Below are 20,593 nucleotides of genomic sequence, written 5' to 3'. Positions count from 1 at the left end.
CATCCCTGAAAAGGGATGGTTAAAAAAGAATGTAACATACAAAAATGATAATCATAATGATTTGTAAGATTGCTTTTGCTACTGTACTGCTTAAAAAGCCGACGACTGTAGCGATTCCGACCATAAATGCTTCTTGCGGTGTTTTTTTATGCATTATTTCTGTCACGAAAACAGATAGAAATGGAATGATAATGAGACCAAATGGTGGGAAGAAAAAGGATCCGATAATAATAGAAATCATTCCCACGCGTTCGCTCCATTTAGTACTTCCGTATTTTTTTAAGAAGTATCCATTTGCAATAAAATCAGCAACGAAAATAATGATGGTAAAAATGATTTGAAGGATCCAAAAACTTGTTGTTAGTTCCTCGCCATTTATACCAAAATGATAAATGATATATCCAGCCCATAGTGCAAGTATGCCAGGGATGATTGGATAGATAAACGCAATAAATGATACGATAAAACAAGCAATTATACAAAGTGTTAATAAAACAGTCAATTTATATCTCCTTTTTACTATCTAGTTTATGTACAGCAACTTTCTTAATTTGATGCCCGTCAAGCTCTAATGCTTTAAATTGGAAACCAGCATATTCAATTGAATAGCCAACTTCGATATTTAAATCAATAGCCTGGGATAGAAGCCAGCCACCAATTGTATCTAAATCACTTTCATCAATATGTAAACCAAACATATCATTTACTTCTGAAATGAGTACTTTGCCATCCAGTACAGTGAGTTTTGGTGTGCGTTTTTCAATCATCGGTGATTCATCTGCATCAAACTCATCTTGAATTTCACCAATAATTTCTTCAATAATATCTTCCATTGTTAATAGTCCAGCTGTTCCGCCATATTCATCCATTACAATCGCCATTTGCACACGATTTTTTTGAAGATGAATTAATGTTTTACGGATTGGTACTGTTTCAAATACAGTTAAGACCGGATGTATATACGCTTCTAAAGGTTTTTGAATTCCCTTCGTTTGATCGTGAAAAATTTCTTTTGTATTTAGCATCCCGATAATATCATCTTTATCTTTTTCAATAATCGGATAACGTGTATATTTTTCAGATGCCACGATATCCATATTTTCTTCTAATGTATTTTCGGTAGATAAACAAACCATTTCGGTACGAGGTACCATTATTTCTTTGGCAACACGATCATCAAATTCGAAAATATTATTTACATATTTATATTCAGTTTGATTAATTTCACCGCTTTTAAAGCTTTCACCTAAAATGAGTCGCAATTCTTCTTCTGAGTGAGCAAGTTCATTTTCTTTTGCTGGTTCTAAGCCGAATAGTTTTGTAAAGAATACGGCTGTACCATTAAGTAACCAAATGAAAGGATACATAATTTTATCAAACCAAATGAGTGGTTTGGCAAATTTTAATGTAATTGCTTCGGCTTTTTGAATTGCAAAAGATTTTGGAACAAGTTCACCTAATACAACATGGAAAAAAGTAATGACACTAAATGCAATGATAAACGATAGCGTGTTAGCCATTGTCCCAGTAATATTTATTTTTTCAAATAGTGGTCGTAGTAAGTGTTCAACAGTTGGTTCACCAAGCCAACCAAGCCCTAAAGACGTGATGGTAATACCAAGCTGACAAGCTGATAAGTATACATCTAAGTTAGAAACAACGCTTCTGGCAGCTAATGCTTGCTTATTTCCTTCATTTGCAAGCTGATCAATTCGACTTTTTCGTACTTTTACCACCGCAAATTCAGATGCCACGAAAAAGCCAGAAATGAGAATAAGTACAAAGATGAGAAAAATATTTAATATGTCCAAGTGTGTTCTCTACCCCGAAGTGGGAATAAAGATGTCACCTCCTGCAAGTATGTTATACTTTTATAATAAATCGAAATGAAAATAATAGTCAAAGGAAATGAGTAAATATTGGAATGTTTTTCTAAACATTCATGAATTTGTTGGTATTTTACCCTGAATGAAAGGGGAATAACCCTCCGTTTTTAAAAGGAGGGAGATAGCTTAAAGTTTAATTATTTAATTATTGTTTTTGAGATAGCATAAGTTTGATGTTTAGACTGGTTTGTTGTCCATACGGATTGAAGAAAGGAAAGAATGATGTAAGGAATATAAATGAGTAGCAGTCCAATTGTGACAACAGTTGGTGAACTTCCTCCAAATTGAATAATAAATTGTAGTAATCCTTTTGTATGAAAAATACATTCCATATAAAAGAATGAAAGAATAATGGAGCTTAAAATAGATTTATGATTTGAAACGATTGCCATAAATAACGTATTAATGAGAAATGAGGAATCACGTATATCATGTTCTTCAGTTTTATTTAAAAACGGAATCCATTTTTTGATTGCCTGTATAACTATAATCATTGATGTACTACATATGATGATGAGGGAGGACAGGAATGGAATTGTTATGTACTTTGCAATGTATAAAGAAATTAAAACGATAGAACATTGTAATAAAGCAGTACTGAATGAGTATGGAATCCAGCGCAATATTGAAATGTATTTTTTTAATTGTTTTGGTGCCTTTAAGAATAAACGTCCAATCGCTAAGCTAATGAAAAAACCAATTGCGAGTGTGAGTGTAAAGCGAACGATTGATAAAAAGTATACTTCCCACATATAGGGGAATAGAAGTGGAGATTGTCCTGGAACATGTAACGTTGTGGTAGAATTTATAATAGGTTGAGATGAGAAAAGAATGGATTCATGCATCCAATCAATCATTGGGATGGAAATGGACGGAAAATGAGCAAAATTATGAAAAATCCCAAGTAAACCTTTTAAATAAGAAGATTCATGCGTTAATAATATAGCGGGAAGAGGGCTTATGATAAAAATGATTAGGAATCCAGCTAAAAAGCGATATGTGTAAGAACGAAATAATGAAGACATAATTGCTCACCTGCTCTTTGAATATTCAGAAAATTCTTATTCTTATTCTTATTCTAACGCTTTTTTGAAGAAGTTACAATATCTTTTTCTTTACATATTGGTGTAAGTTATGATAATAAGTAATTCTCTTTATTTTTAAAGGAAAACGGTAATGAAAAATAACAATCTATTTATAAATTTTTTAGTCAGCAATTAAGTCCAAAAGGATAATCTCTAAATTTTTCAAAATATGAATCATTCATGAACAAATTATGACAATAATACAAAAATTTCAGAAAAATAAAATAAATCATTTATTTTTTTCTGGAAATATAATATAGTTATGGCACAGAAAGTATTTTAACATAAGGAGGCTTTTTATGAGAGTAAAAGGAAATTATGTGTCAAAAAGAGAAGTCTTATTTTGTTCTGCTTCATTTACGATAGGTGAAGCATTGGATCATTTAAATAAAACGGGTTATCGTTGTGTTCCGGTACTAGATGAAAAGAAAGAGAAATTTTTAGGGAATGTATATAAAGTAGATATTTTAGAATATAAAGGATCATTAGATGATAATTTATTAAAATTATTAAGTGATAAAGATGGATATGTGAAAGAAGATTCTTCTTTCTTTAAAGTGTTCTTTACAATTAAAAAGTTACCATATTTGTCCGTTATTGATGAGAAAGGAACATTTCTTGGAATCCTAACTCATAAAAAGGTATTTGAGCTATTAGAGGATGCATGGGGTGTTCATTCTAGCAAGTATTCCGTCATGATAGGAACTCAAGATTATAATGGAGCGATCCAAAAACTATCTACAGTTTTGAAAAAATATAGTGGTATTCAAAGTTTAATGACATTTGATAATGATGCGTTATTAGTACGCAGAATTATGTTTACACTAGGTGAGGAGTTTAAAGAAGAAGGGTTAGAGACTTTACTTAAGGATTTAGAAGATCACGGATTTCGTGTTGTATATGTAGAAGAAATGAATAATCCACGTGAAGTAGAGATAATAGAATAGATATGGAAAGCCATCTGTTTGATTTAGGTGGCTTTTCATTATATTAGTTAAGGAAGAAAAAATATTTTGAAATAACAAAATGAGGGTAATGGCTTTTTCTATAGAAATATTTTTGCAAAAGAATAACATAAAAAATAAGTGTATACTATTTTGTTTTTCAAAAAATTCCATATATAAAATATGTTTCTATTTTTCAACTAAATGTGTTACTATATGTGTGACAAAAGTAAAGAGGTCTGACCTATTAACTCTGTGATATAACACTCTGATGTTTTTAATATTCAAAAAAATCAAAATTCGTTAATTAGAGTAAGAAAAAGGAGAAATTATGGGGAAAGACATTGCTTTTTGAGGAGCATATATAATCAACATGGATAGAGAGGAGGATGCATAGCATATTGTGAAAGAGATAAAAACAATAGAGACATGCTATGCAAAAGAGAGATGAAGGGACGATTAAGGCCAGGAGATACGCTAGCAATCGGTTTAATGTTATTTGCATTATTTTTAGGGGCAGGAAATTTAATTTTCCCACCAGTATTAGGTCAACAAGCAGGAGAAAATGTTTGGATTGCCACAATTGGATTCCTTGTGACAGGAGTCGGTCTTCCTCTACTAGCTGTATCTGCTGTAGCTTTTGTAGAAGGAGACTTGAAAGCGTTATCCTCAAGAGTACATCCTATATTTGCGTTAATTTTCCCACTGATTAGTTATTTAGCAATTGGACCATTTTTTGCAATTCCGCGGACGGGAGCAGTTTCATTTGAAATGGGAATGAAGCCGTTTTTATCAGAAGCATTTGTGTCAGAGTGGTATATGCTGTTTCTATACACAGTAATTTTCTTCGGTATTACTTGGTATCTATCACTAAACCCATCGAAATTAATTGATTGGTTTGGAAAATTTCTTACTCCATTATTAGTATTAATTGTCGCTGTAATTGTAGGGAAAGCCATTATTGATCCAATTGGAGCGCCCGCTGCACCGGTAGAAGCATATAAAGAGACTGCATTTTTTGGTGGGTTTATTCAAGGATACTTAACGATGGATGCTATTAGTGCACTTGTATTTGGCATAGTTGTTGTACAAGTTATTCGTTCAAAAGGGATAAAAGAGAGCGGGCAAATTGCAAAAACAACAATTGTATCTGGAATTATTGCTGTATTAGGTTTAACGTTAATTTATTTATCACTCGCTTATCTTGGTTCGACGAGTACATCGCTTGGTGTTTCTGATAATGGAGGTCTTATTTTAACAAAAGTTGTAAATGAGCTATATGGAACGAGTGGTAAAGTATTATTAGGCCTTGTTATTACACTTGCTTGTTTAACAACTTCAGTTGGACTTACATCAGCCTGTGCGGGATTCTTTACAAAGTTATTCCCTAAATTATCACATAAAATGATTGTAACATTGGTATGTGTGTTTAGTTTAGTTGTATCAAACTTAGGATTAACACAGCTTATTGCTGTAACATTGCCAGTATTGATGATTATTTACCCTGTTGCAATTGTACTAATTGTACTGTCTTATTTCAATAAATGGATTGGAGAGCGAAATACAATATATATTGGTGCAATTTTAGGTGCACTAGTTATTAGTCTATTTAACGGTTTAGAAAGTGCAAATATTAAGTTTGATGCAATAACAAATGTGCTAGAAATACTTCCTTTATATAAGGAAGGAATTGGTTGGTTACTGCCATCGTGTGTTGGTGGAGTTATCGGTTACTTCCTATATAGACCAAACGAATCAAGTGAGTTGCAAAAGAAAGGTGCTTAGGCATCTTTCTTTTTTTAGAGGAAATTTGTATGTTTTGTCTAAATGATAATTGGGAGGGAGAATAAAATGGCTAATTTTGAAGATTTTTTACAGTTAGATTTACGTGTAGGAACGATAATAAAAGCAGAAGAGTTTAGAGAAGCTCGTGTACCTGCGATTAAGCTGGAAATTGACTTTGGTGAACTTGGTATGAAGCAGTCCAGTGCTCAAATTACGAAGAGATATACACCAGAGGGGCTAATTGGCAAACAGGTTGTAGCTGTCGTGAATTTTCCGCCCAAACGTGTTGCAGGCTTTAAATCAGAAGTACTTGTGGTAGGTGGAGTTCCCGAAGCCGGGGATGTAATCTTACTGCAACCTGATATAGAAGTCCCAAATGGAACACCTATTAGTTAATATGGGAGAGGATTAGAAATGGATGTTGGAAAGGTCTATTTAGAATGTGCCATTTCAAACTTTAAGGCAATGCAAAAGCAAGGAGAACGGACACTTTCACAGTTATCATATGAACAAATAAGTTGGACACCTCATGAAGAAGTAAACAGTATTGCAATTATAATCAAACATTTACATGGCAATATGCGCTCAAGATGGACAGATTTTTTAACGACAGATGGTGAGAAATTAGATCGGAATCGTGATGGTGAATTTGAGGGTGGTTATGCTTCAAAAGAAGAGGTGCTAATAGCATGGCAGGAAGGCTGGGAATATGTTTTTCAAGCGCTGCAATCATTAACTTCACAAGACCTCTTAACAATCGTCCATATTCGAGGTGAAGTACATAGTGTTATGCAAGCAATTGAGAGACAAATTGCTCATTATGCTTCACATGTTGGACAAATCATTTATGTTGGAAAAATGTTAAAAGAAAAAGATTGGGAGTGTTTGAGTATTCCTAAAGGACAGTCTAATCGTTATTAGCAAAAGTGACGTTCAATATAATAGTAAGAAATCAACCGACATAGGGCAGGGGTTAAAAAGAAAATCCAAATAACTGATGGTTCAATTAAGGGAAAAATACTGCCTATAACGAGAGTATACCAAATGAAATATACTCCAAATAGTGTATTAATAGGAATAAAGCTAGAAAAGAACAATTGTTGGCTAAAACAAGCTTCGTGAAATAAGTAGAAACGTATGTGAAATATTGTGGTAATAAGATCTTGCTTTCTGATAATTTTTTTGGCAGTTATGACATATAAAAGTTGGTCTCATTTTTACACTCCATTTAAGCATTAAGTTCTTCTTAAATTTGTTACTAGTTTATAAATGAGGAGATATAAAGAGTATACCCCTACATAAGCACCGGTGATGAGAAATAATGGATTCAACAAAATACCGTGGATGGTTGTCATAAACACTAAGCCGTGCAATACAACATCATATATGTTAAAAGCAATTAATATACCAAGTATATATAAAGAAAGGTACGCACAAATATCTAAGAAAATACGGACTTTAGGATGTGCTGCAAATAATAAAAAAACAGATGATAAAAAAATAGGAATTATACCGATAATTAGCTTCAATTCATTTCACCTCTATGACAATATAGCCGAAATTTAGGCGGTCTATTCTCTATAGCTTGTACATAAGTTGAAACAGAGAGGGTGATGTTATGAATCGAGGCTTTTTTTATGTGCAATTAACAAGTGTACGTAAGCTTATTTTATTTGTTGTCATTATGATGTTAGCAACTTTTTTTCTTATTAGTATGATGGTGACTTCATTGAAAGAAACAAAGTCAGCATATTTATATAATTGGTTGAATGAGTTATCAATGAATGGGTATATGTATGTGATTGGAAAAGAAAATCATTATTTTACACAAGAATATCGAAATTTAAACCAAGACTTTTCGATTTCATCGTTTCTTTTTTCTACAGCGACAAATATTCGATTTGATGATGTTCGCAGTTTCGTTGGGAAAGAACTTCCTGGGTTTGGAAGGTATGATACAGAAATTGTCATTGCAGGTGAAGGGACTGATTATTCTAATTTACCAATAGAATCAAGTGTTCCGCTTGAAGAATTGGTGAAAGAAAGAACGGGAGAAACTGGACAGGTTCCTAAAACGGATACAAATAAAGAAAAGAAAAAACCTGCTCAAACGACGGGGAAAAGACAAGTTGCATTTATCTATCATTCTCACAGCTGGGAGTCTTATTTACCTTTATTAAATTTAACAAATGATCCAGATCCGAATAAAGCAACAAGTTCAGTGACGAATATTTCTATACTTGGAGAACGGTTCCATAACCAATTAGCAAATGAAGGGATAGGAGCAGTTAATGATAAAACGGATGTTGGGAAAAAGTTGATTAGTAAGGGATTAAATAGTAATAGTTCTTATAAAATGTCTCGGGAAATTGTACAGGAGGCAATGGCAGGCAATAAAGAACTACAATACTTTTTTGATTTGCACCGAGATAGCGCCCGTAAAAATGTCACGACAAAAGCAATTGGAGATAAATCGTATGCGAAGCTTGCTTTTGTCATCGGAAAAGGAAATAAAAATTACGCAAAAAACTTACAATTAGCAACTGCACTGCATGAAGCGATTAATAAAAAATATCCAGGGGTAAGTCGAGGGGTTATACAAAAGGGGTTTCAAACAGGGAACGGTGTTTATAATCAGGACTTGTCAGGACAAGCGATTTTAATTGAAGTGGGAGGTGTAGATAATACAGCCGAAGAATTAAATCGTTCAATTGATGTATTGGCGAAAGCATTTAGTGAATATTTTTGGCAAGCAGAAAAAGTAAATGGATGAACGTAAGCGAGGTGCTTACGTTTTTTTGTGCTCAAAAAGAAGAAAAAGATTGGAAGCAAGATTTTTCTAAATAAAGTTGCATCTTCATTATACTAATATCGAAATTTGTCTATTTATCCTATGAAAAATAGAAAGGTATTTCATAAAAAAATAGCGAAATTCTCTTTATGAATAAAATTTTTATCTTAAAAAATCGGCAGGGTGATAGAGATGATTCGAGAAATTCAAGTAGAGGACGCAGCAGCATTTTTGCAATTAGGAAAACAATTAGATGAAGAAACTTCCTTTATGTTATTGGAACCAGGGGAACGGGATACAACAGTTGAGCAGCAAGAAAAGATGATTCAACGTTTCATAAATAATCATACTTCTACAATATTTGTAGCTACTCATGAAGAACAAGTGGTAGGATTTATTTTAGCTAATGGTAGTGATGTGCAAAGAAAAAAACATGTTGCAACAATTGTGATTGGAATTTTACAAGAATATGGTGGCCAAGGTATTGGGACAGCTTTGTTTAAAGAAATGGAAAAATGGGCAAAATTACATGATGTATGGCGTTTGGAATTAACGGTAATGGCCCATAATACGCGAGCGCAGGCACTATATAAAAAAGCAGGATTTGAAAAAGAAGGTGTCAAAAAAGCTTCTCTTATTGTTGATGGAAAAAATATCGACGAGTATTATATGGCCAAATTATTAAAATAAGAGGTCGTTTTATGAAAAGAAGATGGACACTACTGAGTGTCGTAGTAGTTGCAATTATTATTGGAGTGGCAGGTATTAATTATAAAATGTATAAAGATAAACAGGCACAAGAGGTGAATAGTAGCGTTGCATTTCCAAAAGAGCAAGAAACCATCGCTACAACAGAAGGCGATATTGCGGTTGTGAATAATCCTGATTCTATACTTGTACTTGTAAATAAAAGCAGACGGTTACCAGATCACTATAAGCCACAAGATTTAGTCATTCCGAAAGTACGTTACTCAAGTGAAGGAGATCAAGAGAAGAAGAAAATGAGGAAAGAAGCAGCTCAGGCACTTGAGAAGATGTTTCAGCAAGGAGATCAAGAAAGAATGTTTCTTTTTGCAGTCTCTGGGTTCAGGTCTTTTGACCGGCAAAAAGCATTGAATACAATGTACAAAATTCAAGATGGAGAAGCGAAAACAGCTATGTCGAGTGCGATTCCAGGTACGAGTGAACATCAAACGGGACTCGCAATGGATATTACATCACAATCTGCTAAATTTCAATTAGAATCTATTTTTGGGGATACAAAGGAAGGGAAATGGCTTGCTGAAAATGCACATAAGTTCGGCTTTGTCATTCGATATACAAAAGAGAAGGAATCTATTACTGGTTATCGGTATGAACCTTGGCACGTACGTTATGTAGGGAATCCACAAGCTACGTATTTATATGAAAATCAACTCACCTTAGAAGAAGCAATGAAATAATCAATTGAGGGGAGATGGACCAGATGACGAAGTTATATAAGAAAAAGGTATATGCATACATTACAAGGGAAAAAGAAGGAGTTACACAATTACTTGTTTTTACACATCGTGATATGCCAGAAGCAGGTATACAGGTCCCGGGTGGAACAGTTGATGAAGGAGAAAAATTAGAAGCAGCAGTACTGCGTGAGGTATTAGAAGAGTCTGGAATTCGTCATTTATGTATAGAACGTTTCATTGATGATTATATCATCTATGTGAAAGAAAAACAGGAGTATCAAAAGCGTCACTTCTTTCACATTTCATTATTAACAGATGTAAAAGATATGTGGGAACATATAGTAAGTGCAGGAGAGGAAGATGAGGGCCTAACATTTTGTTATGAATGGGTTGATATAGCAAAGTGTCCTGTATTAACAGGCAATCAAGGTGAATTTGTACATTTGTTAGAGGACGTGTATGTGAAATAAAAGAGAGTTTGAAAATAGGAAGAAAATAAATGTGATTGTTAACAACGTTTTAGATAGTTTTATTCGTCTAAGGCGTTTTTTATTTTGTTTGAAGGTTTTTATGTATGGTAGACGAAATGTTTAAACAGATGTGAATTTGTCGAAATGAGGAGACAAGGCAATGATTCAAGCTAATAAGTAATAAGATAAGATTTGAAAGTGTGCAAGAAGAGGTAAGGGGAGAAATTAAATGGAAATTCAGTTCAATACATTATTAAGAAAAGATTTTCCTAATACGTTAAGAAACCCTGAATATTTGAATGCAAGATTAGAAGATTTATATTTTTCTCAGGAGCAAGGGAGTGATTTTGCTTTAAAAAAATATAATCTTGATGCAATTCTTTTCCCTTCATATATAGGGTCAACAATATGTGCTAAAGCAGGGGATCCTTCTATAGCGGTACCGGCAGGGTATTTGAAAAACGGAAGACCTTTTGGAAACACATTCGCAAGTATCGGATTTAGCGAAGGGACTTTAATCAAACTTGTATACGCGTTTGAACAAGCTACAAAGAGCATAGAAGAAGCCCCAATTTGTCGTAAATATAGTAGTAAAAGGATAGAGGATACTCTATCCTTTTTGTATGCTGTAAAGTTTCATATGCTAAACAAACAGTGAAATCAAAGAGAAACATCCTTTTCTTGTTGCTTCGTATGTTTTAGTAAAATAAAAGATAAACAAGCAGAACATAAAATTAGAAACGCAGCAATGATGTATATAGTGCGAACACCAAAAATATCGGTAATAATACCAACACTTAGCATAGAAAGGCCTGAAACAGCCGAAGTAAGAGCGCCGTGAGCTGTATACATTTTTGATAATAGAGATGGCGGTACACTTGATTGTAAAACGGTTGTTTGAGAAATATCCCGAATTTGATAGGAAGGCCCCATTAGAAGACAAAGAAACAGTGCAATAAATCCGTTACTTGTGATGCCATATAAGAACGTAAGTACGCTAAATAGAAGTGATCCTAAAGCCATTGAGCGTATTAAATTATTTTGAATATATGTACTGATTCGCCATGCTAATAGCCCACCAATTAATGTTCCGATATAATAACTCGTGTTGATATACCCCCACCATTCTTCTCCTTTATGAAGAGCGGTTGTTACATATGCCATCGTAATACCGCCAATCCATATCGTTCCAGCAAATGTTTCAATTAAGTCCATATATGTAACTGTACGGAGGGAAGGATGCTGAAATAACAGTTTCCATCCTTCTATTAATGTAGCTGATTTGGAGGGTGATTTCTCTGTTGTTTGTTCAGTTTGTATAGTGCGCAATGAAACATATAATGCAATACACCCAAAAATCATTAATATGTTGTTTATCATAAGTGTAGAAGTAGCTCCAATGAAAAGGACAACTACACTTGTGAATGAATAAGCAGCCGCCTGAACAATTTGCGTTGAAAAGGAAAAGACACTATTTACTTTTACTAATTTTTCTTGCAGTGTTAGGCGTGGAATAACAGCGTATAATAAAGGAGAACTCCAACCTCCACATAATGAAATAAGAATAATGAAAGTCAAAAGAGTTATAACGTTTGATGATAGAATAGGAAATAGTATAGTCAAGAGAATTAAAAGGAACGTTTTGACCCATTGTAGCGTGAAAAGTAATGAATAAGACGAAAAACGATTCATTAGAAGTGGTGCAGATGTACTTGCAATAAGGCTTGCAATAACTCGTAATAATGGGAAAAGAGCTGTGATAGTAGCTGATTTGGTTGTCATATAAATATGAGTAGTAAGAATCATTACATAAACAACATCGGCGAGAGTGATACACATTTTTGAAAACCAATAAAAGGGTAACGAGTGTTGGTTCAATAAGAGTACCGCCTTTCAAATAATAACAATTTTTTTTGAAATAATTATAATCTGAAAATTTAATTTTTAAAAGAATTTTATTTTTTGTAACTTTTATAAAGGGATTTTTATGTATAATAAAGAATATATTAATATATCATTTTAATAATACCCATTGTAACAGTGAATATGTATAGTAGCTTCCATTAAAACGTCCCGTATGCATTAGGAGGACGTGATAAACAATTCTTTTTTTCATATACATATAGAAAATAAAAAAGAAAGTGAGGGTTGCATATGGCTGGATGGGTAGTTTGGTTTATTATAGCTGGTGTTTTATTTATTGCAGAAATGCTATCGATTACTTTTTACATGTTATGGCTTGGAATCGGAGCGGTTGTCGGAGGTCTAATTGCACTATTTGCCCCAGAGGCACTATTCTTACAAGTTGTTGTAGGGGCAATTGTGAGTTTAACATTGACTTTCTTTACGAAACGAATCTCTAAAAATTTTCGAGAGGCAAAAGGGTTTATTGATACTGTCGATAAACTGGCTGGTAAAAAAGGAATTATCATGCAAGCGATTACAAGTGAAGGGAATGGAATTGTGAAGGTAGATGGAGATACTTGGACTGCTATTTCAGATGTTCCTATTTCCGCTGGGGAAAGAGTCATTGTTATAAAGAGGAGCAGTACAGTTTTACATGTGAAAAAGGAGAGTGAATAAACATGGTAGCATTAACATTAACGATTATTTTTGCATTAATTGTTGTTGTATTTGTAGCGTTAACAATTAAAATCATTTCGCAGCAAAAGGTGGCAGTTGTTGAAAGGTTTGGTAAATTTCAACGCATTATGCATCCAGGATTAAATATTTTAATTCCTATTGTAGATCGCGTTCGTGTTTATCATGATTTACGTATTCAACAAACAAATGTACCACCACAAAAAGTTATTACGAAAGATAACGTACAAGTAGAAATTGATACGATTATTTTCTATCAAATCGTTGAACCGGAACTTGCGACATATGGTATTTCAAATTATGAATATGGTGTTCGTAATATTACATCTGCAACAATGCGTCAAATTATCGGTAAGATGGAACTGGATGAAACATTATCAGGGCGTGAAAAAATTTCAACAGAAATTCGTTTAGCACTTGATGAAGCAACAGAAAAATGGGGCGTTCGTATTGAACGTGTAGAAGTTGTTGATATTAATCCGCCAAAAGATGTGCAAGCGGCGATGGAAAAACAAATGAAAGCAGAGCGTAATAAGCGTGCGATTATTCTAGAAGCAGAAGCGGCTAAACAAGATAAAGTTCTTCGTGCTGAAGGGGAAAAACAAAGTAAAATCTTGATGGCTGAAGGGGATAAAGAAGCGCGTATTCGCGAAGCGGAAGGTATACGAGAAGCGAAAGAACTAGAAGCACAAGGGGAAGCGAGAGCGATTGAAACGATTGCGAAAGCAGAACAAAACCGAATCGAATTACTACGTGCAGCTGATTTAGATGAGCGTGTTCTTGCTTATAAATCATTTGAGTCATTGGCTGAGGTTGCAAAAGGACCAGCTAATAAAGTCTTCATCCCATCTAATGCAATTGAAACACTTGGCACACTTGGTGCAATCGGTGAAATTTTCAAAGAAAAACAAGCGAAGAAATTGCCTTCTTCTGATACACCAAAAGAACAATAGAAATGAGAAAGAGAAATGGGTCGCCATTTCTCTTTTTTATTTAGAGGGGATCATATGAGAAAGGCTTTAAAAAGGATGGAAATCTGTATGGTGGTAGTATTTGTTTTGATTTGGTGCTGGGTGCTAAAAGATATTATTTACACTATTCTGTTTGGTTACATTGGCTGTATATCATTTGTTTTTCTTTAAGTTTTATCAACGCATATCAATCGAAGAAAAAAGTATTTGCATTGCTATTCTTTTTAGCTGTTGTATTAAATATAACAAGTGTATTCAAAATGTATATTACATAAAGCTTGTACATATCCATGTATAGAGAGGGTGATACATTGAAAAAGTATGCAACTCATATACATGGAAAGAAACTGATATTTTTAATCTTGTCGTATGCATTTGTCGTGATAGTAGCGGCGTCTATTGTAACTTCGCTTTTACATACAATGAAATCTTATTATGCAAATCAGTGGTTTGGTAAAGTTTCGATGCAAGGGTTTGTTCAAATGCTGGAGAGTGAAAATCATTATTTTGCATTTGATTATTTTAAAACAAATAAACGAGAATCAGTTGGGAATTTGATATTTTCTATTGCAACGGATCTTAAAATACAAGATTTAAGAACATTCGTTGGGAAAGAAGTGCCGGGAATGTCAAAATACTATTCTAATATTATCGTAGCAGGAGAAGGAACGGACTATACAAATATTCCGAACGAATCCAGTGTCCCAATTGAAGAGGTAACGAAAGAACGTGAAGTCGCAAAAGATAAAGTTACAGAAGCAGATAAAAAGAATCCTGTACAAAAAAATAAAAGCGATGTAAAAGGTGAAAAAGCCGTATATATTTATCACACGCATAGTTGGGAATCTTTCTATCCATTGTTGCCTGGGGCGAAAAATCCATCAAGTCCTGATGTAAATGTCTCGCTACTAGGAGAGCGTCTAAAAGAACAGCTGGAAGGACAGGGAATACCGGTTCTTCATGACAAAACAAATATGGGGGATTTATTAGCGAATAAGAAATGGAAATGGTATCAAGCGTATACCGCATCTCATGGATATGTGAAAGAAGCGTTGTCACAAAATAAAAATATTATGTTTCCGATTGATATTCACAGGGATGATCAGCGGAAGAATGTTACGACAAAAGTGATTAATGGAAAATCTTATGCGAGACTGTATTTTATTATTGGGATGGAAAATAAAGGACGTTCTAATAATGAAAAGATTGCAAAAGCGATAAATTCATATTTAGATGAAAATTATTATGGATTAAGTAGAGGCATTTTCCCGAAATATAAAAAAGATGGAAATGGTGTTTATAATCAGGATTTATCAAAAAATGCCATGCTGATTGAAGTGGGCGGTGTTGATAATACGTTGGAAGAGCTGTATAACACAATTGATGTTTTGACAGAGGCGTTTAGTAAATATTATTGGGATGCAGAGAAGGTGAATGGATGATGTAAGAGGGACAGGAAACTGTTCCTTTTTTATATGTCTCTTAAAAAATTTACTAGAATTTCATAATGTGAAATAAGGCAGTCGTTTTGAGTAGAGATTGTTTTATAATAATTAAAAATTCTGTCAATTGTAAAGGGTGACTAGAATTTCTAAACTTATTTGTATAGTAAACTTCAAAATGTATATATTGGAGGGGTAAATATGGCGATTCGAACAGGGGCTCAGTATATTGAAGGATTAAAGGCGAGAAATCCTGAAATTTGGATTGGTGGAAGAAGAGTAACAGATGTTGTAAATGAAGATGTTTTTCGGGAACCGATTTTACAAATTGCAAACCTATATGATATGCAGCATGATCCAAAATATCAAGATAAGATTACCCACATATGCGAAGAGACCGGAGAGCGGGTTTCGAATGCATTTTTAGTGCCGAGAAATTATGAGGATTTAAAAGCGCGTCGTGAATTGTTTGAGGTATGGGCAAAAGCTACCTTTGGTTTAATGGGCAGAACGCCAGATTTTTTAAATGTTACGGTCACTTCAATGGCGAGCAATGCATGGTTTTTTGAAAAATTTGATTCCTCATGGGGGGAAAATATAAAGAATTATTATAAACATATACGTGATCAAGATTTGTTTTTAACACATGCGATCATTAATCCACAAAATGACCGAAGTAAAGCGTCACATCAACAAGAAGATGAAACGATGCATTTAGGTGTAGTGAGTGAAACGGAAGAGGGAATGTATGTGAGCGGAGCTAAAATGTTAGCAACTCTTGCACCGATTACAGATGAAGTAATCATTTATTCCTATCCGAGCTTTAAACCAGGTGATGAGCGTCATGCAATCTCTTTTGCAGTTCCAATTGATGCACCAGGGTTAAGAATTCTTTGTCGTGAGCCAATGCAAGATGGAAAACGATCATTATTTGATCATCCACTTGCATCGAGGTTTGAAGAAATGGATGCATTACTTGTATTTCATAATGTATTTATTCCATGGGATAAGGTGTTTATTTATCAAAGTGTAGAGGCTGGAAATCAGCTGTATCCTAAAACAGGAATTGGACATCAACCGGCACACCAATCGGGAGTCAGGGGTCTGGTAAAACTTTCTTTTGCCGCTGAAGTGGCGATCAAGCTAGCAGATTCAATTGGAGTAGATGGCTTTTTAAACGTACAAAATCAGTTAGCAGAATTAATACAAGATGTAGAAACAATTCGAGCGCTCTTACAAGTAGCAGAATATGAGTATGAAATGAATGCATATGGTGAAGCTGTACCAGCAAGGTTACCTCTTGATACGATACGTAGTTTATTACCTAAAATGTATCCGCGTGCTATTGAAATTATTCAAACAATTGGTGCTGGTGGACTGCTAATGTCGCCAACTGGTGCGGACTTTATGAATCCAGAAATTCAAGATGATATGCATAAATATTATCTTGGGCGTGAAGGGGTATCTTCTGAGGAACGTGTTCGCTTATTTAAATTAGCTTGGGATTTATGTGGTGAAGCATTTGGACAACGTTTATTACAATATGAGCGTTATTATTCTGGCGATCCAGTTCGAAAAATGGGTATGTTTTATAATGCGTATAAAAAACAACAATCTTTATCCCTTGTGAATAATGCTTTGCAAACGAGTTCATCTGAAAGCGCATTAAGTTAACTACAAAATGATTACGCTTACAATTTTGAGTGAAAAAGGAAGGAGCAAGAAATAGATAACAAGAATTTTACTGTTAGGATGTAAATCTTCTTATAGGTTTAGCTCTATATGAATCTGAAAATATGTAACTGGAATAGGGGAGGTAAGTTATTTTGATCGCTTCTATCAGTAAAATTTGCAAAATTCTAAATTGTTTCACTAGTGATGAGCCAGTATTAGGAAACTCAGAAATTGCAGCGAAATTAAATATGAATCCGAGTACAGTTCATCATCTTGTTCGTACATTATGTGAAGAAGGAATGCTCATTCAAGATGAACAAAGAAAATACCGGCTTGGTTGGAAATTACTTGAGTGGGGCAATCAAGTAATGTTCCAACAAGAGATTTATAGTGGGGCAATTCCAATTGTAGAAGAGCTTGTGAGGAAATTTAATGGAACAGTGCATATTGGTATGTTTGATCGCGGAGACGTTGTATTTATTTTGAAAGTTTCATCAAAGGATTCCGTTCAAATTTCAACTCATGTTGGATCTAGAAAGCCTGCATATTGTACAAGTACAGGGAAAGTACTACTTTCATTTAATCCTTCTTCTTTAGAGTACACTTCAGAGCATGCGCTTTTGCCCAGGGCGCCAAATACGATTACCTGTATGAAGAAATTTCAAAAGGAATTACAGACAATTCGTAAGCAAGGTTATTCCATAAGTGATAACGAAAATGAGCATGGACTATATGGAATTGCCGCTCCTATTCGTTCTTACACTGGAAGAACGATTGCGGCTCTTAATATTGTTGGGCCAATAACGTATATGCAAGGCAGTAATCGTCAAGTCATGATTCGAAGTGTAATGAATACGGCAAATTTAATTTCAAAAGAATTTGGTTATTTAGATATTTGATGCCGATTAAAAAAAAGAGGTGAAAATCATTTATATACATGATTATTGTGTACCTAAATTAATAAAATCGATTGTTTCCATTGGAGCTTTTGATGGTGTTCATAAAGGACATCAAACTGTTATTAGAAACGCGGTAGAGAAATCTAAAGAACTACAGATTACAAATGTCGTGTATACATTTGATCCACCACCACGTGCTTATTTCCAGGGAGCTCAAGTATTAACATCAATTGATGAGAAATTAAATCGATTTCAAGAACTTGGTGTTGAACATGTAATTGTTATTCGTTTTGATGAAGCGTATGTAATGAGAACGGCTAGTCACTTTGTTCAAGAGTTACAAAAGTTATGCCCAGTAGGGATTTATGTAGGAGAAGATTTTCGGTTTGGAAAAGATCGTGAAGGTGATATAGGACTGTTAATGAAATATTTTGATGTTTCTATTGTTGAAGAAATTTGCTGTGCAGAAGGTGAAAGGATTTCTTCAACGAGAATTCGAAATCATTTATTTCAAGGAGAATTACAGAGGTCTCAATCTTTATTAGGATGGCCTCTTAAAACTATATAAATGGGATGAATTATAAGGAGGAAAAAACATGTCAAAAACATTACAATCTTTTAATTTACTAAAATGGATTGATGAAAATAAAGAGTTATTGAAACCACCGGTGAATAACAAGGTAATTTGGCAAGACTCAGAGTTTATTGCCATGATATTAGGAGGGCCAAATAGAAGACGTGATTTCCATGTAGATCCTTCAGATGAATTTTTTTATCAAATAAAAGGCGAATGTTATGTGGAATGTATTACGGAAGAGGGGAAACGTGAAGTTGTTACAGTGAAAGAAGGCGATGTATTTATGTTACCAGCTATGGTGCCACATTCGCCGCACCGCGTTGCAGACACGTATGGATTAGTAATTGAAAGGAAACGTAACCAAGGAGAACTTGAAGATTTTGTTTGGTTCTGTGATGAGTGTAATCATGAAATGCATCGCGTACGAGTTCAATTAAACGATATTGAAAAACAAGTGAAAGAAGCGATTCATAGTTTTAATTCTAATAAGGAAATTCGTGCGTGCAAAAACTGTGGGCATATTATGCCAGAAGAAGTGGAGGAATGGAAGTGCGAATAGATTTTCATACACATATTATTCCTGAAACATTTCCGGATTTTGAGGAGAAGTTTGGTGGTGGACGTTGGCCAATATTAAATCGCACTTGTACATGTGGTGCAGCCATTATGGTTGGAGGGAAAAACTTTCGCGATGTGACAGATCAAGTATGGTGTCCGGAGAAAAGAATTGAAGATATGGACCGTGAAGGCGTAGATATACAAGTACTATCACCAATTCCTGTTACATTTTCTTATTGGGCAAAACCAGAAGAAGCAGAAGCAATGGCGCGTATTCAAAATGATTTTATTGCGGAAACAGTCCAGGCATATCCAGATCGTTTTGTTGGATTAGGAACAGTGCCGATGCAAGATGGAGAAACTGCAGTTCGTGAGATGGAGCGATGCATAAAGGAATTAAGGTTACATGGAATCGAAATTGGAACGAATGTAAATGGGAAAAATTTAGATGATCCCTCATTTATTGAATTTTTCCGAATGGCTGAAAAGTGGCAAGTCCCGATTTTTATTCATCCATGGGAAACATTAGGACGTGATAGAATGCCACATCATAATTTTATGTATACAGTCGGGATGCCAAGTGAAACGGCACTTGCCGCAGCCACACTTATATGGAGTGGGATAATGGAGAAGTTTCCTAGGCTAAAGATTTGTTTTGCTCATGGTGGTGGTTCATTCCCGTATATTTTGCCGCGATTAGATCAAGGATGGCAAGTATGGCCGCATCTGAGACTAACTACGTACCCTCCTAGCCATTATGCAAAGAAATTTTATTTCGATTCTTTAAACTATGATCCTGTCAATCTTAAATATATGATAGAGCGATTTGGACATGAAAAGATTTTTATGGGATCGGATTATCCGTTTTTACTACGGGAAATTCATCCAGGTAAAGTAATTGACGAGACACTTGAGTTATCCGAGGAGCAAAAGGAAGCTATGCTTGGTGGAAATGCAGCGAGCTTCTTAAATATTGATATGAAAAAAAGAGGTGTAGTATATGCAGAAAGTACAAACACCAGAGAGTAAATTAAATGAAATGGGACTTACACTACCAGCTATTCGTCCGGCGGTAGGTAATTATGTAAGTTGTGTAAGGGTTGGAAACTTATTATTTACTGCTGGACAAGGTGTTGATGAGTACCATGGGAAATTAGGCAAGGATGTATCAATAGGAGATGGATATAAGGCAGCCCGGCAGTCGATGTTGAACTTATTAAGTGTCGTAAAGAATGAACTTGGTGATTTAAATAAGGTGAAACGAGTTGTGAAGTTACTTGGTTTTGTGAATAGTGCGGAAGATTTTATTGATCAGCCAAAAGTGATGAATGGTGCATCTGACTTATTAGTAGATGTTTTTGGTGAGAAGGGAAAGCATGCTCGTTCTGCTGTTGGAATGGCTCAACTACCGAACAATACAACAATTGAAATTGAGATGGTTTTAGAAATTGAAGAGTAGGAGGCAAAG

The 20,593-nt window shown here is 34.5% G+C and carries 22 protein-coding genes and 2 pseudogenes; 18 read left to right on the top strand and 6 right to left on the bottom strand.

What is annotated here, in order from left to right; genetic code table 11:
* Positions 1–19: 19 nt before the first annotated feature.
* From J4P91_RS07135 to J4P91_RS07125, 3 genes are all read right to left on the bottom strand, one after another.
* A complete protein-coding gene (locus J4P91_RS07135) occupies positions 20–502 on the bottom strand; it encodes a DUF456 domain-containing protein (RefSeq protein ID WP_207993391.1) in 483 nt (160 codons plus the stop codon).
* Between the two features lies 1 nt (position 503).
* Positions 504–1,811 (bottom strand): hemolysin family protein, encoded by a 1,308-nt coding sequence (locus J4P91_RS07130; RefSeq protein ID WP_017152086.1) that lies wholly within the window; start codon positions 1,809–1,811, stop codon positions 504–506.
* 212 nt (positions 1,812–2,023) lie between these two features.
* Positions 2,024–2,911 (bottom strand): hypothetical protein, encoded by an 888-nt coding sequence (locus tag J4P91_RS07125; RefSeq protein ID WP_207993390.1) that lies wholly within the window; start codon positions 2,909–2,911, stop codon positions 2,024–2,026.
* A gap of 359 nt (positions 2,912–3,270) precedes the next feature.
* Here J4P91_RS07125 and cbpA point away from each other — a divergent pair, with 359 nt between their 5' ends.
* From cbpA to J4P91_RS07105, 4 genes are all read left to right on the top strand, one after another.
* Complete coding sequence (cbpA, locus tag J4P91_RS07120) at positions 3,271–3,918, top strand: cyclic di-AMP binding protein CbpA (RefSeq protein WP_207993389.1); 648 nt, start codon at positions 3,271–3,273, stop codon at positions 3,916–3,918.
* Positions 3,919–4,362: 444 nt separating this feature from the next.
* A complete protein-coding gene (brnQ4, locus tag J4P91_RS07115; protein ID WP_207993388.1) occupies positions 4,363–5,700 on the top strand; it encodes a branched-chain amino acid transport system II carrier protein BrnQ4 in 1,338 nt (445 codons plus the stop codon).
* 66 nt (positions 5,701–5,766) lie between these two features.
* Complete coding sequence (csaA, locus tag J4P91_RS07110; protein ID WP_207993387.1) at positions 5,767–6,096, top strand: chaperone CsaA; 330 nt, start codon at positions 5,767–5,769, stop codon at positions 6,094–6,096.
* Positions 6,097–6,114: 18 nt separating this feature from the next.
* The gene (locus J4P91_RS07105; protein ID WP_207993386.1) at positions 6,115–6,621 is read left to right on the top strand and encodes a DUF1572 domain-containing protein; all 507 of its coding nucleotides are present in this window, start codon (positions 6,115–6,117) and stop codon (positions 6,619–6,621) included.
* Here J4P91_RS07105 and J4P91_RS28800 read toward each other — a convergent pair.
* Together J4P91_RS28800 and J4P91_RS07100 are read right to left on the bottom strand one after the other, a co-directional pair.
* Positions 6,618–6,915 (bottom strand): annotated as a pseudogene (locus J4P91_RS28800) (permease). The gene J4P91_RS07105 and the pseudogene J4P91_RS28800 overlap by 4 nt on opposite strands.
* 20 nt (positions 6,916–6,935) lie before the next feature.
* Positions 6,936–7,229 carry a hypothetical protein gene (locus J4P91_RS07100; protein WP_081584640.1) on the bottom strand — a complete coding sequence of 98 codons (294 nt, stop codon included), beginning with the start codon at positions 7,227–7,229 and terminating at the stop codon, positions 6,936–6,938.
* A gap of 89 nt (positions 7,230–7,318) precedes the next feature.
* On the opposite strand from J4P91_RS07100, the gene J4P91_RS07095 reads away from it, so the two are divergent.
* The 5 genes and pseudogenes from J4P91_RS07095 to J4P91_RS07075 all read left to right on the top strand — a co-directional run.
* The gene (locus tag J4P91_RS07095; RefSeq protein WP_207993385.1) at positions 7,319–8,473 is read left to right on the top strand and encodes a stage II sporulation protein P; all 1,155 of its coding nucleotides are present in this window, start codon (positions 7,319–7,321) and stop codon (positions 8,471–8,473) included.
* 210 nt (positions 8,474–8,683) lie between these two features.
* Complete coding sequence (locus tag J4P91_RS07090; protein ID WP_207993384.1) at positions 8,684–9,181, top strand: GNAT family N-acetyltransferase; 498 nt, start codon at positions 8,684–8,686, stop codon at positions 9,179–9,181.
* 11 nt (positions 9,182–9,192) lie between these two features.
* Entirely contained in the window at positions 9,193–9,933 is a 741-nt protein-coding gene (locus J4P91_RS07085; protein WP_207993383.1) for a M15 family metallopeptidase, read from the top strand.
* Between the two features lie 23 nt (positions 9,934–9,956).
* Positions 9,957–10,403 (top strand): NUDIX hydrolase, encoded by a 447-nt coding sequence (locus J4P91_RS07080; RefSeq protein WP_207993382.1) that lies wholly within the window; start codon positions 9,957–9,959, stop codon positions 10,401–10,403.
* A gap of 256 nt (positions 10,404–10,659) precedes the next feature.
* A pseudogene (locus tag J4P91_RS07075) lies at positions 10,660–10,985 on the top strand (amidase); the annotation flags it as partial.
* Positions 10,986–11,063: 78 nt separating this feature from the next.
* Here the strand turns inward: J4P91_RS07075 and J4P91_RS07070 are convergent.
* On the bottom strand, positions 11,064–12,242 hold the full coding sequence (locus tag J4P91_RS07070) for an MFS transporter (RefSeq protein ID WP_374192022.1): 1,179 nt from the start codon (positions 12,240–12,242) through the stop codon (positions 11,064–11,066).
* 315 nt (positions 12,243–12,557) lie between these two features.
* Between J4P91_RS07070 and J4P91_RS07065 the strand changes: the two genes are divergently transcribed.
* The 9 genes from J4P91_RS07065 (at position 12,558) to J4P91_RS07025 (ending at position 20,584) form a co-directional block, all read left to right on the top strand.
* Positions 12,558–12,986, top strand: a complete 429-nt coding sequence (locus J4P91_RS07065; RefSeq protein ID WP_207993380.1) for an NfeD family protein — start codon at positions 12,558–12,560, stop codon at positions 12,984–12,986.
* A gap of 2 nt (positions 12,987–12,988) precedes the next feature.
* Positions 12,989–13,957 (top strand): SPFH domain-containing protein, encoded by a 969-nt coding sequence (locus tag J4P91_RS07060; RefSeq protein ID WP_017152073.1) that lies wholly within the window; start codon positions 12,989–12,991, stop codon positions 13,955–13,957.
* A 308-nt stretch (positions 13,958–14,265) separates the two neighbouring features.
* Positions 14,266–15,417 carry a stage II sporulation protein P gene (spoIIP, locus tag J4P91_RS07055; RefSeq protein ID WP_207993379.1) on the top strand — a complete coding sequence of 384 codons (1,152 nt, stop codon included), beginning with the start codon at positions 14,266–14,268 and terminating at the stop codon, positions 15,415–15,417.
* Positions 15,418–15,618: 201 nt separating this feature from the next.
* On the top strand, positions 15,619–17,091 hold the full coding sequence (locus tag J4P91_RS07050; protein ID WP_207993378.1) for a 4-hydroxyphenylacetate 3-hydroxylase family protein: 1,473 nt from the start codon (positions 15,619–15,621) through the stop codon (positions 17,089–17,091).
* 152 nt (positions 17,092–17,243) lie between these two features.
* Positions 17,244–17,990: an IclR family transcriptional regulator gene (locus tag J4P91_RS07045; protein WP_207993377.1), complete on the top strand. Its 747-nt coding sequence runs from the start codon at positions 17,244–17,246 to the stop codon at positions 17,988–17,990.
* 19 nt (positions 17,991–18,009) lie between these two features.
* Positions 18,010–18,558: an FAD synthetase family protein gene (locus J4P91_RS07040; RefSeq protein WP_207993376.1), complete on the top strand. Its 549-nt coding sequence runs from the start codon at positions 18,010–18,012 to the stop codon at positions 18,556–18,558.
* Between the two features lie 28 nt (positions 18,559–18,586).
* Positions 18,587–19,126, top strand: a complete 540-nt coding sequence (gene nbaC / locus J4P91_RS07035) for a 3-hydroxyanthranilate 3,4-dioxygenase (protein WP_017152068.1) — start codon at positions 18,587–18,589, stop codon at positions 19,124–19,126.
* Complete coding sequence (locus J4P91_RS07030; RefSeq protein ID WP_207993516.1) at positions 19,111–20,154, top strand: amidohydrolase family protein; 1,044 nt, start codon at positions 19,111–19,113, stop codon at positions 20,152–20,154. Before nbaC ends, J4P91_RS07030 begins: the two co-directional genes overlap by 16 nt.
* On the top strand, positions 20,126–20,584 hold the full coding sequence (locus tag J4P91_RS07025) for a RidA family protein (protein ID WP_207993375.1): 459 nt from the start codon (positions 20,126–20,128) through the stop codon (positions 20,582–20,584). The genes J4P91_RS07030 and J4P91_RS07025 overlap by 29 nt, the downstream gene beginning before the upstream one ends.
* Positions 20,585–20,593 lie beyond the last annotated feature (9 nt).

This window comes from Bacillus sp. XF8, from assembly GCF_017498755.1.
In the GTDB taxonomy this organism is placed as follows: domain Bacteria; phylum Bacillota; class Bacilli; order Bacillales; family Bacillaceae_G; genus Bacillus_A; species Bacillus_A bingmayongensis.
Note: the sequence above shows the minus strand (reverse complement) of the source record. Positions and strands in the feature narration are given on the sequence as shown.

What these genes read in the sequence shown, in the direction of transcription:
- J4P91_RS07125 (WP_207993390.1), bottom strand. Translation starts at nt 2,911, where the DNA reads ATGTCTTCATTATTTCGTTCTTACACATATCGCTTTTTAGCTGGATTC.
- cbpA (WP_207993389.1), top strand. Translation starts at nt 3,271, where the DNA reads ATGAGAGTAAAAGGAAATTATGTGTCAAAAAGAGAAGTCTTATTTTGT.
- brnQ4 (WP_207993388.1), top strand. Translation starts at nt 4,363, where the DNA reads ATGAAGGGACGATTAAGGCCAGGAGATACGCTAGCAATCGGTTTAATG.
- csaA (WP_207993387.1), top strand. Translation starts at nt 5,767, where the DNA reads ATGGCTAATTTTGAAGATTTTTTACAGTTAGATTTACGTGTAGGAACG.
- J4P91_RS07105 (WP_207993386.1), top strand. Translation starts at nt 6,115, where the DNA reads ATGGATGTTGGAAAGGTCTATTTAGAATGTGCCATTTCAAACTTTAAG.
- J4P91_RS07095 (WP_207993385.1), top strand. Translation starts at nt 7,319, where the DNA reads ATGAATCGAGGCTTTTTTTATGTGCAATTAACAAGTGTACGTAAGCTT.
- J4P91_RS07090 (WP_207993384.1), top strand. Translation starts at nt 8,684, where the DNA reads ATGATTCGAGAAATTCAAGTAGAGGACGCAGCAGCATTTTTGCAATTA.
- J4P91_RS07085 (WP_207993383.1), top strand. Translation starts at nt 9,193, where the DNA reads ATGAAAAGAAGATGGACACTACTGAGTGTCGTAGTAGTTGCAATTATT.
- J4P91_RS07080 (WP_207993382.1), top strand. Translation starts at nt 9,957, where the DNA reads ATGACGAAGTTATATAAGAAAAAGGTATATGCATACATTACAAGGGAA.
- J4P91_RS07070 (WP_374192022.1), bottom strand. Translation starts at nt 12,242, where the DNA reads ATGTGTATCACTCTCGCCGATGTTGTTTATGTAATGATTCTTACTACT.
- J4P91_RS07065 (WP_207993380.1), top strand. Translation starts at nt 12,558, where the DNA reads ATGGCTGGATGGGTAGTTTGGTTTATTATAGCTGGTGTTTTATTTATT.
- J4P91_RS07060 (WP_017152073.1), top strand. Translation starts at nt 12,989, where the DNA reads ATGGTAGCATTAACATTAACGATTATTTTTGCATTAATTGTTGTTGTA.
- spoIIP (WP_207993379.1), top strand. Translation starts at nt 14,266, where the DNA reads ATGTATAGAGAGGGTGATACATTGAAAAAGTATGCAACTCATATACAT.
- J4P91_RS07050 (WP_207993378.1), top strand. Translation starts at nt 15,619, where the DNA reads ATGGCGATTCGAACAGGGGCTCAGTATATTGAAGGATTAAAGGCGAGA.
- nbaC (WP_017152068.1), top strand. Translation starts at nt 18,587, where the DNA reads ATGTCAAAAACATTACAATCTTTTAATTTACTAAAATGGATTGATGAA.
- J4P91_RS07030 (WP_207993516.1), top strand. Translation starts at nt 19,111, where the DNA reads ATGGAAGTGCGAATAGATTTTCATACACATATTATTCCTGAAACATTT.
- J4P91_RS07025 (WP_207993375.1), top strand. Translation starts at nt 20,126, where the DNA reads ATGCAGAAAGTACAAACACCAGAGAGTAAATTAAATGAAATGGGACTT.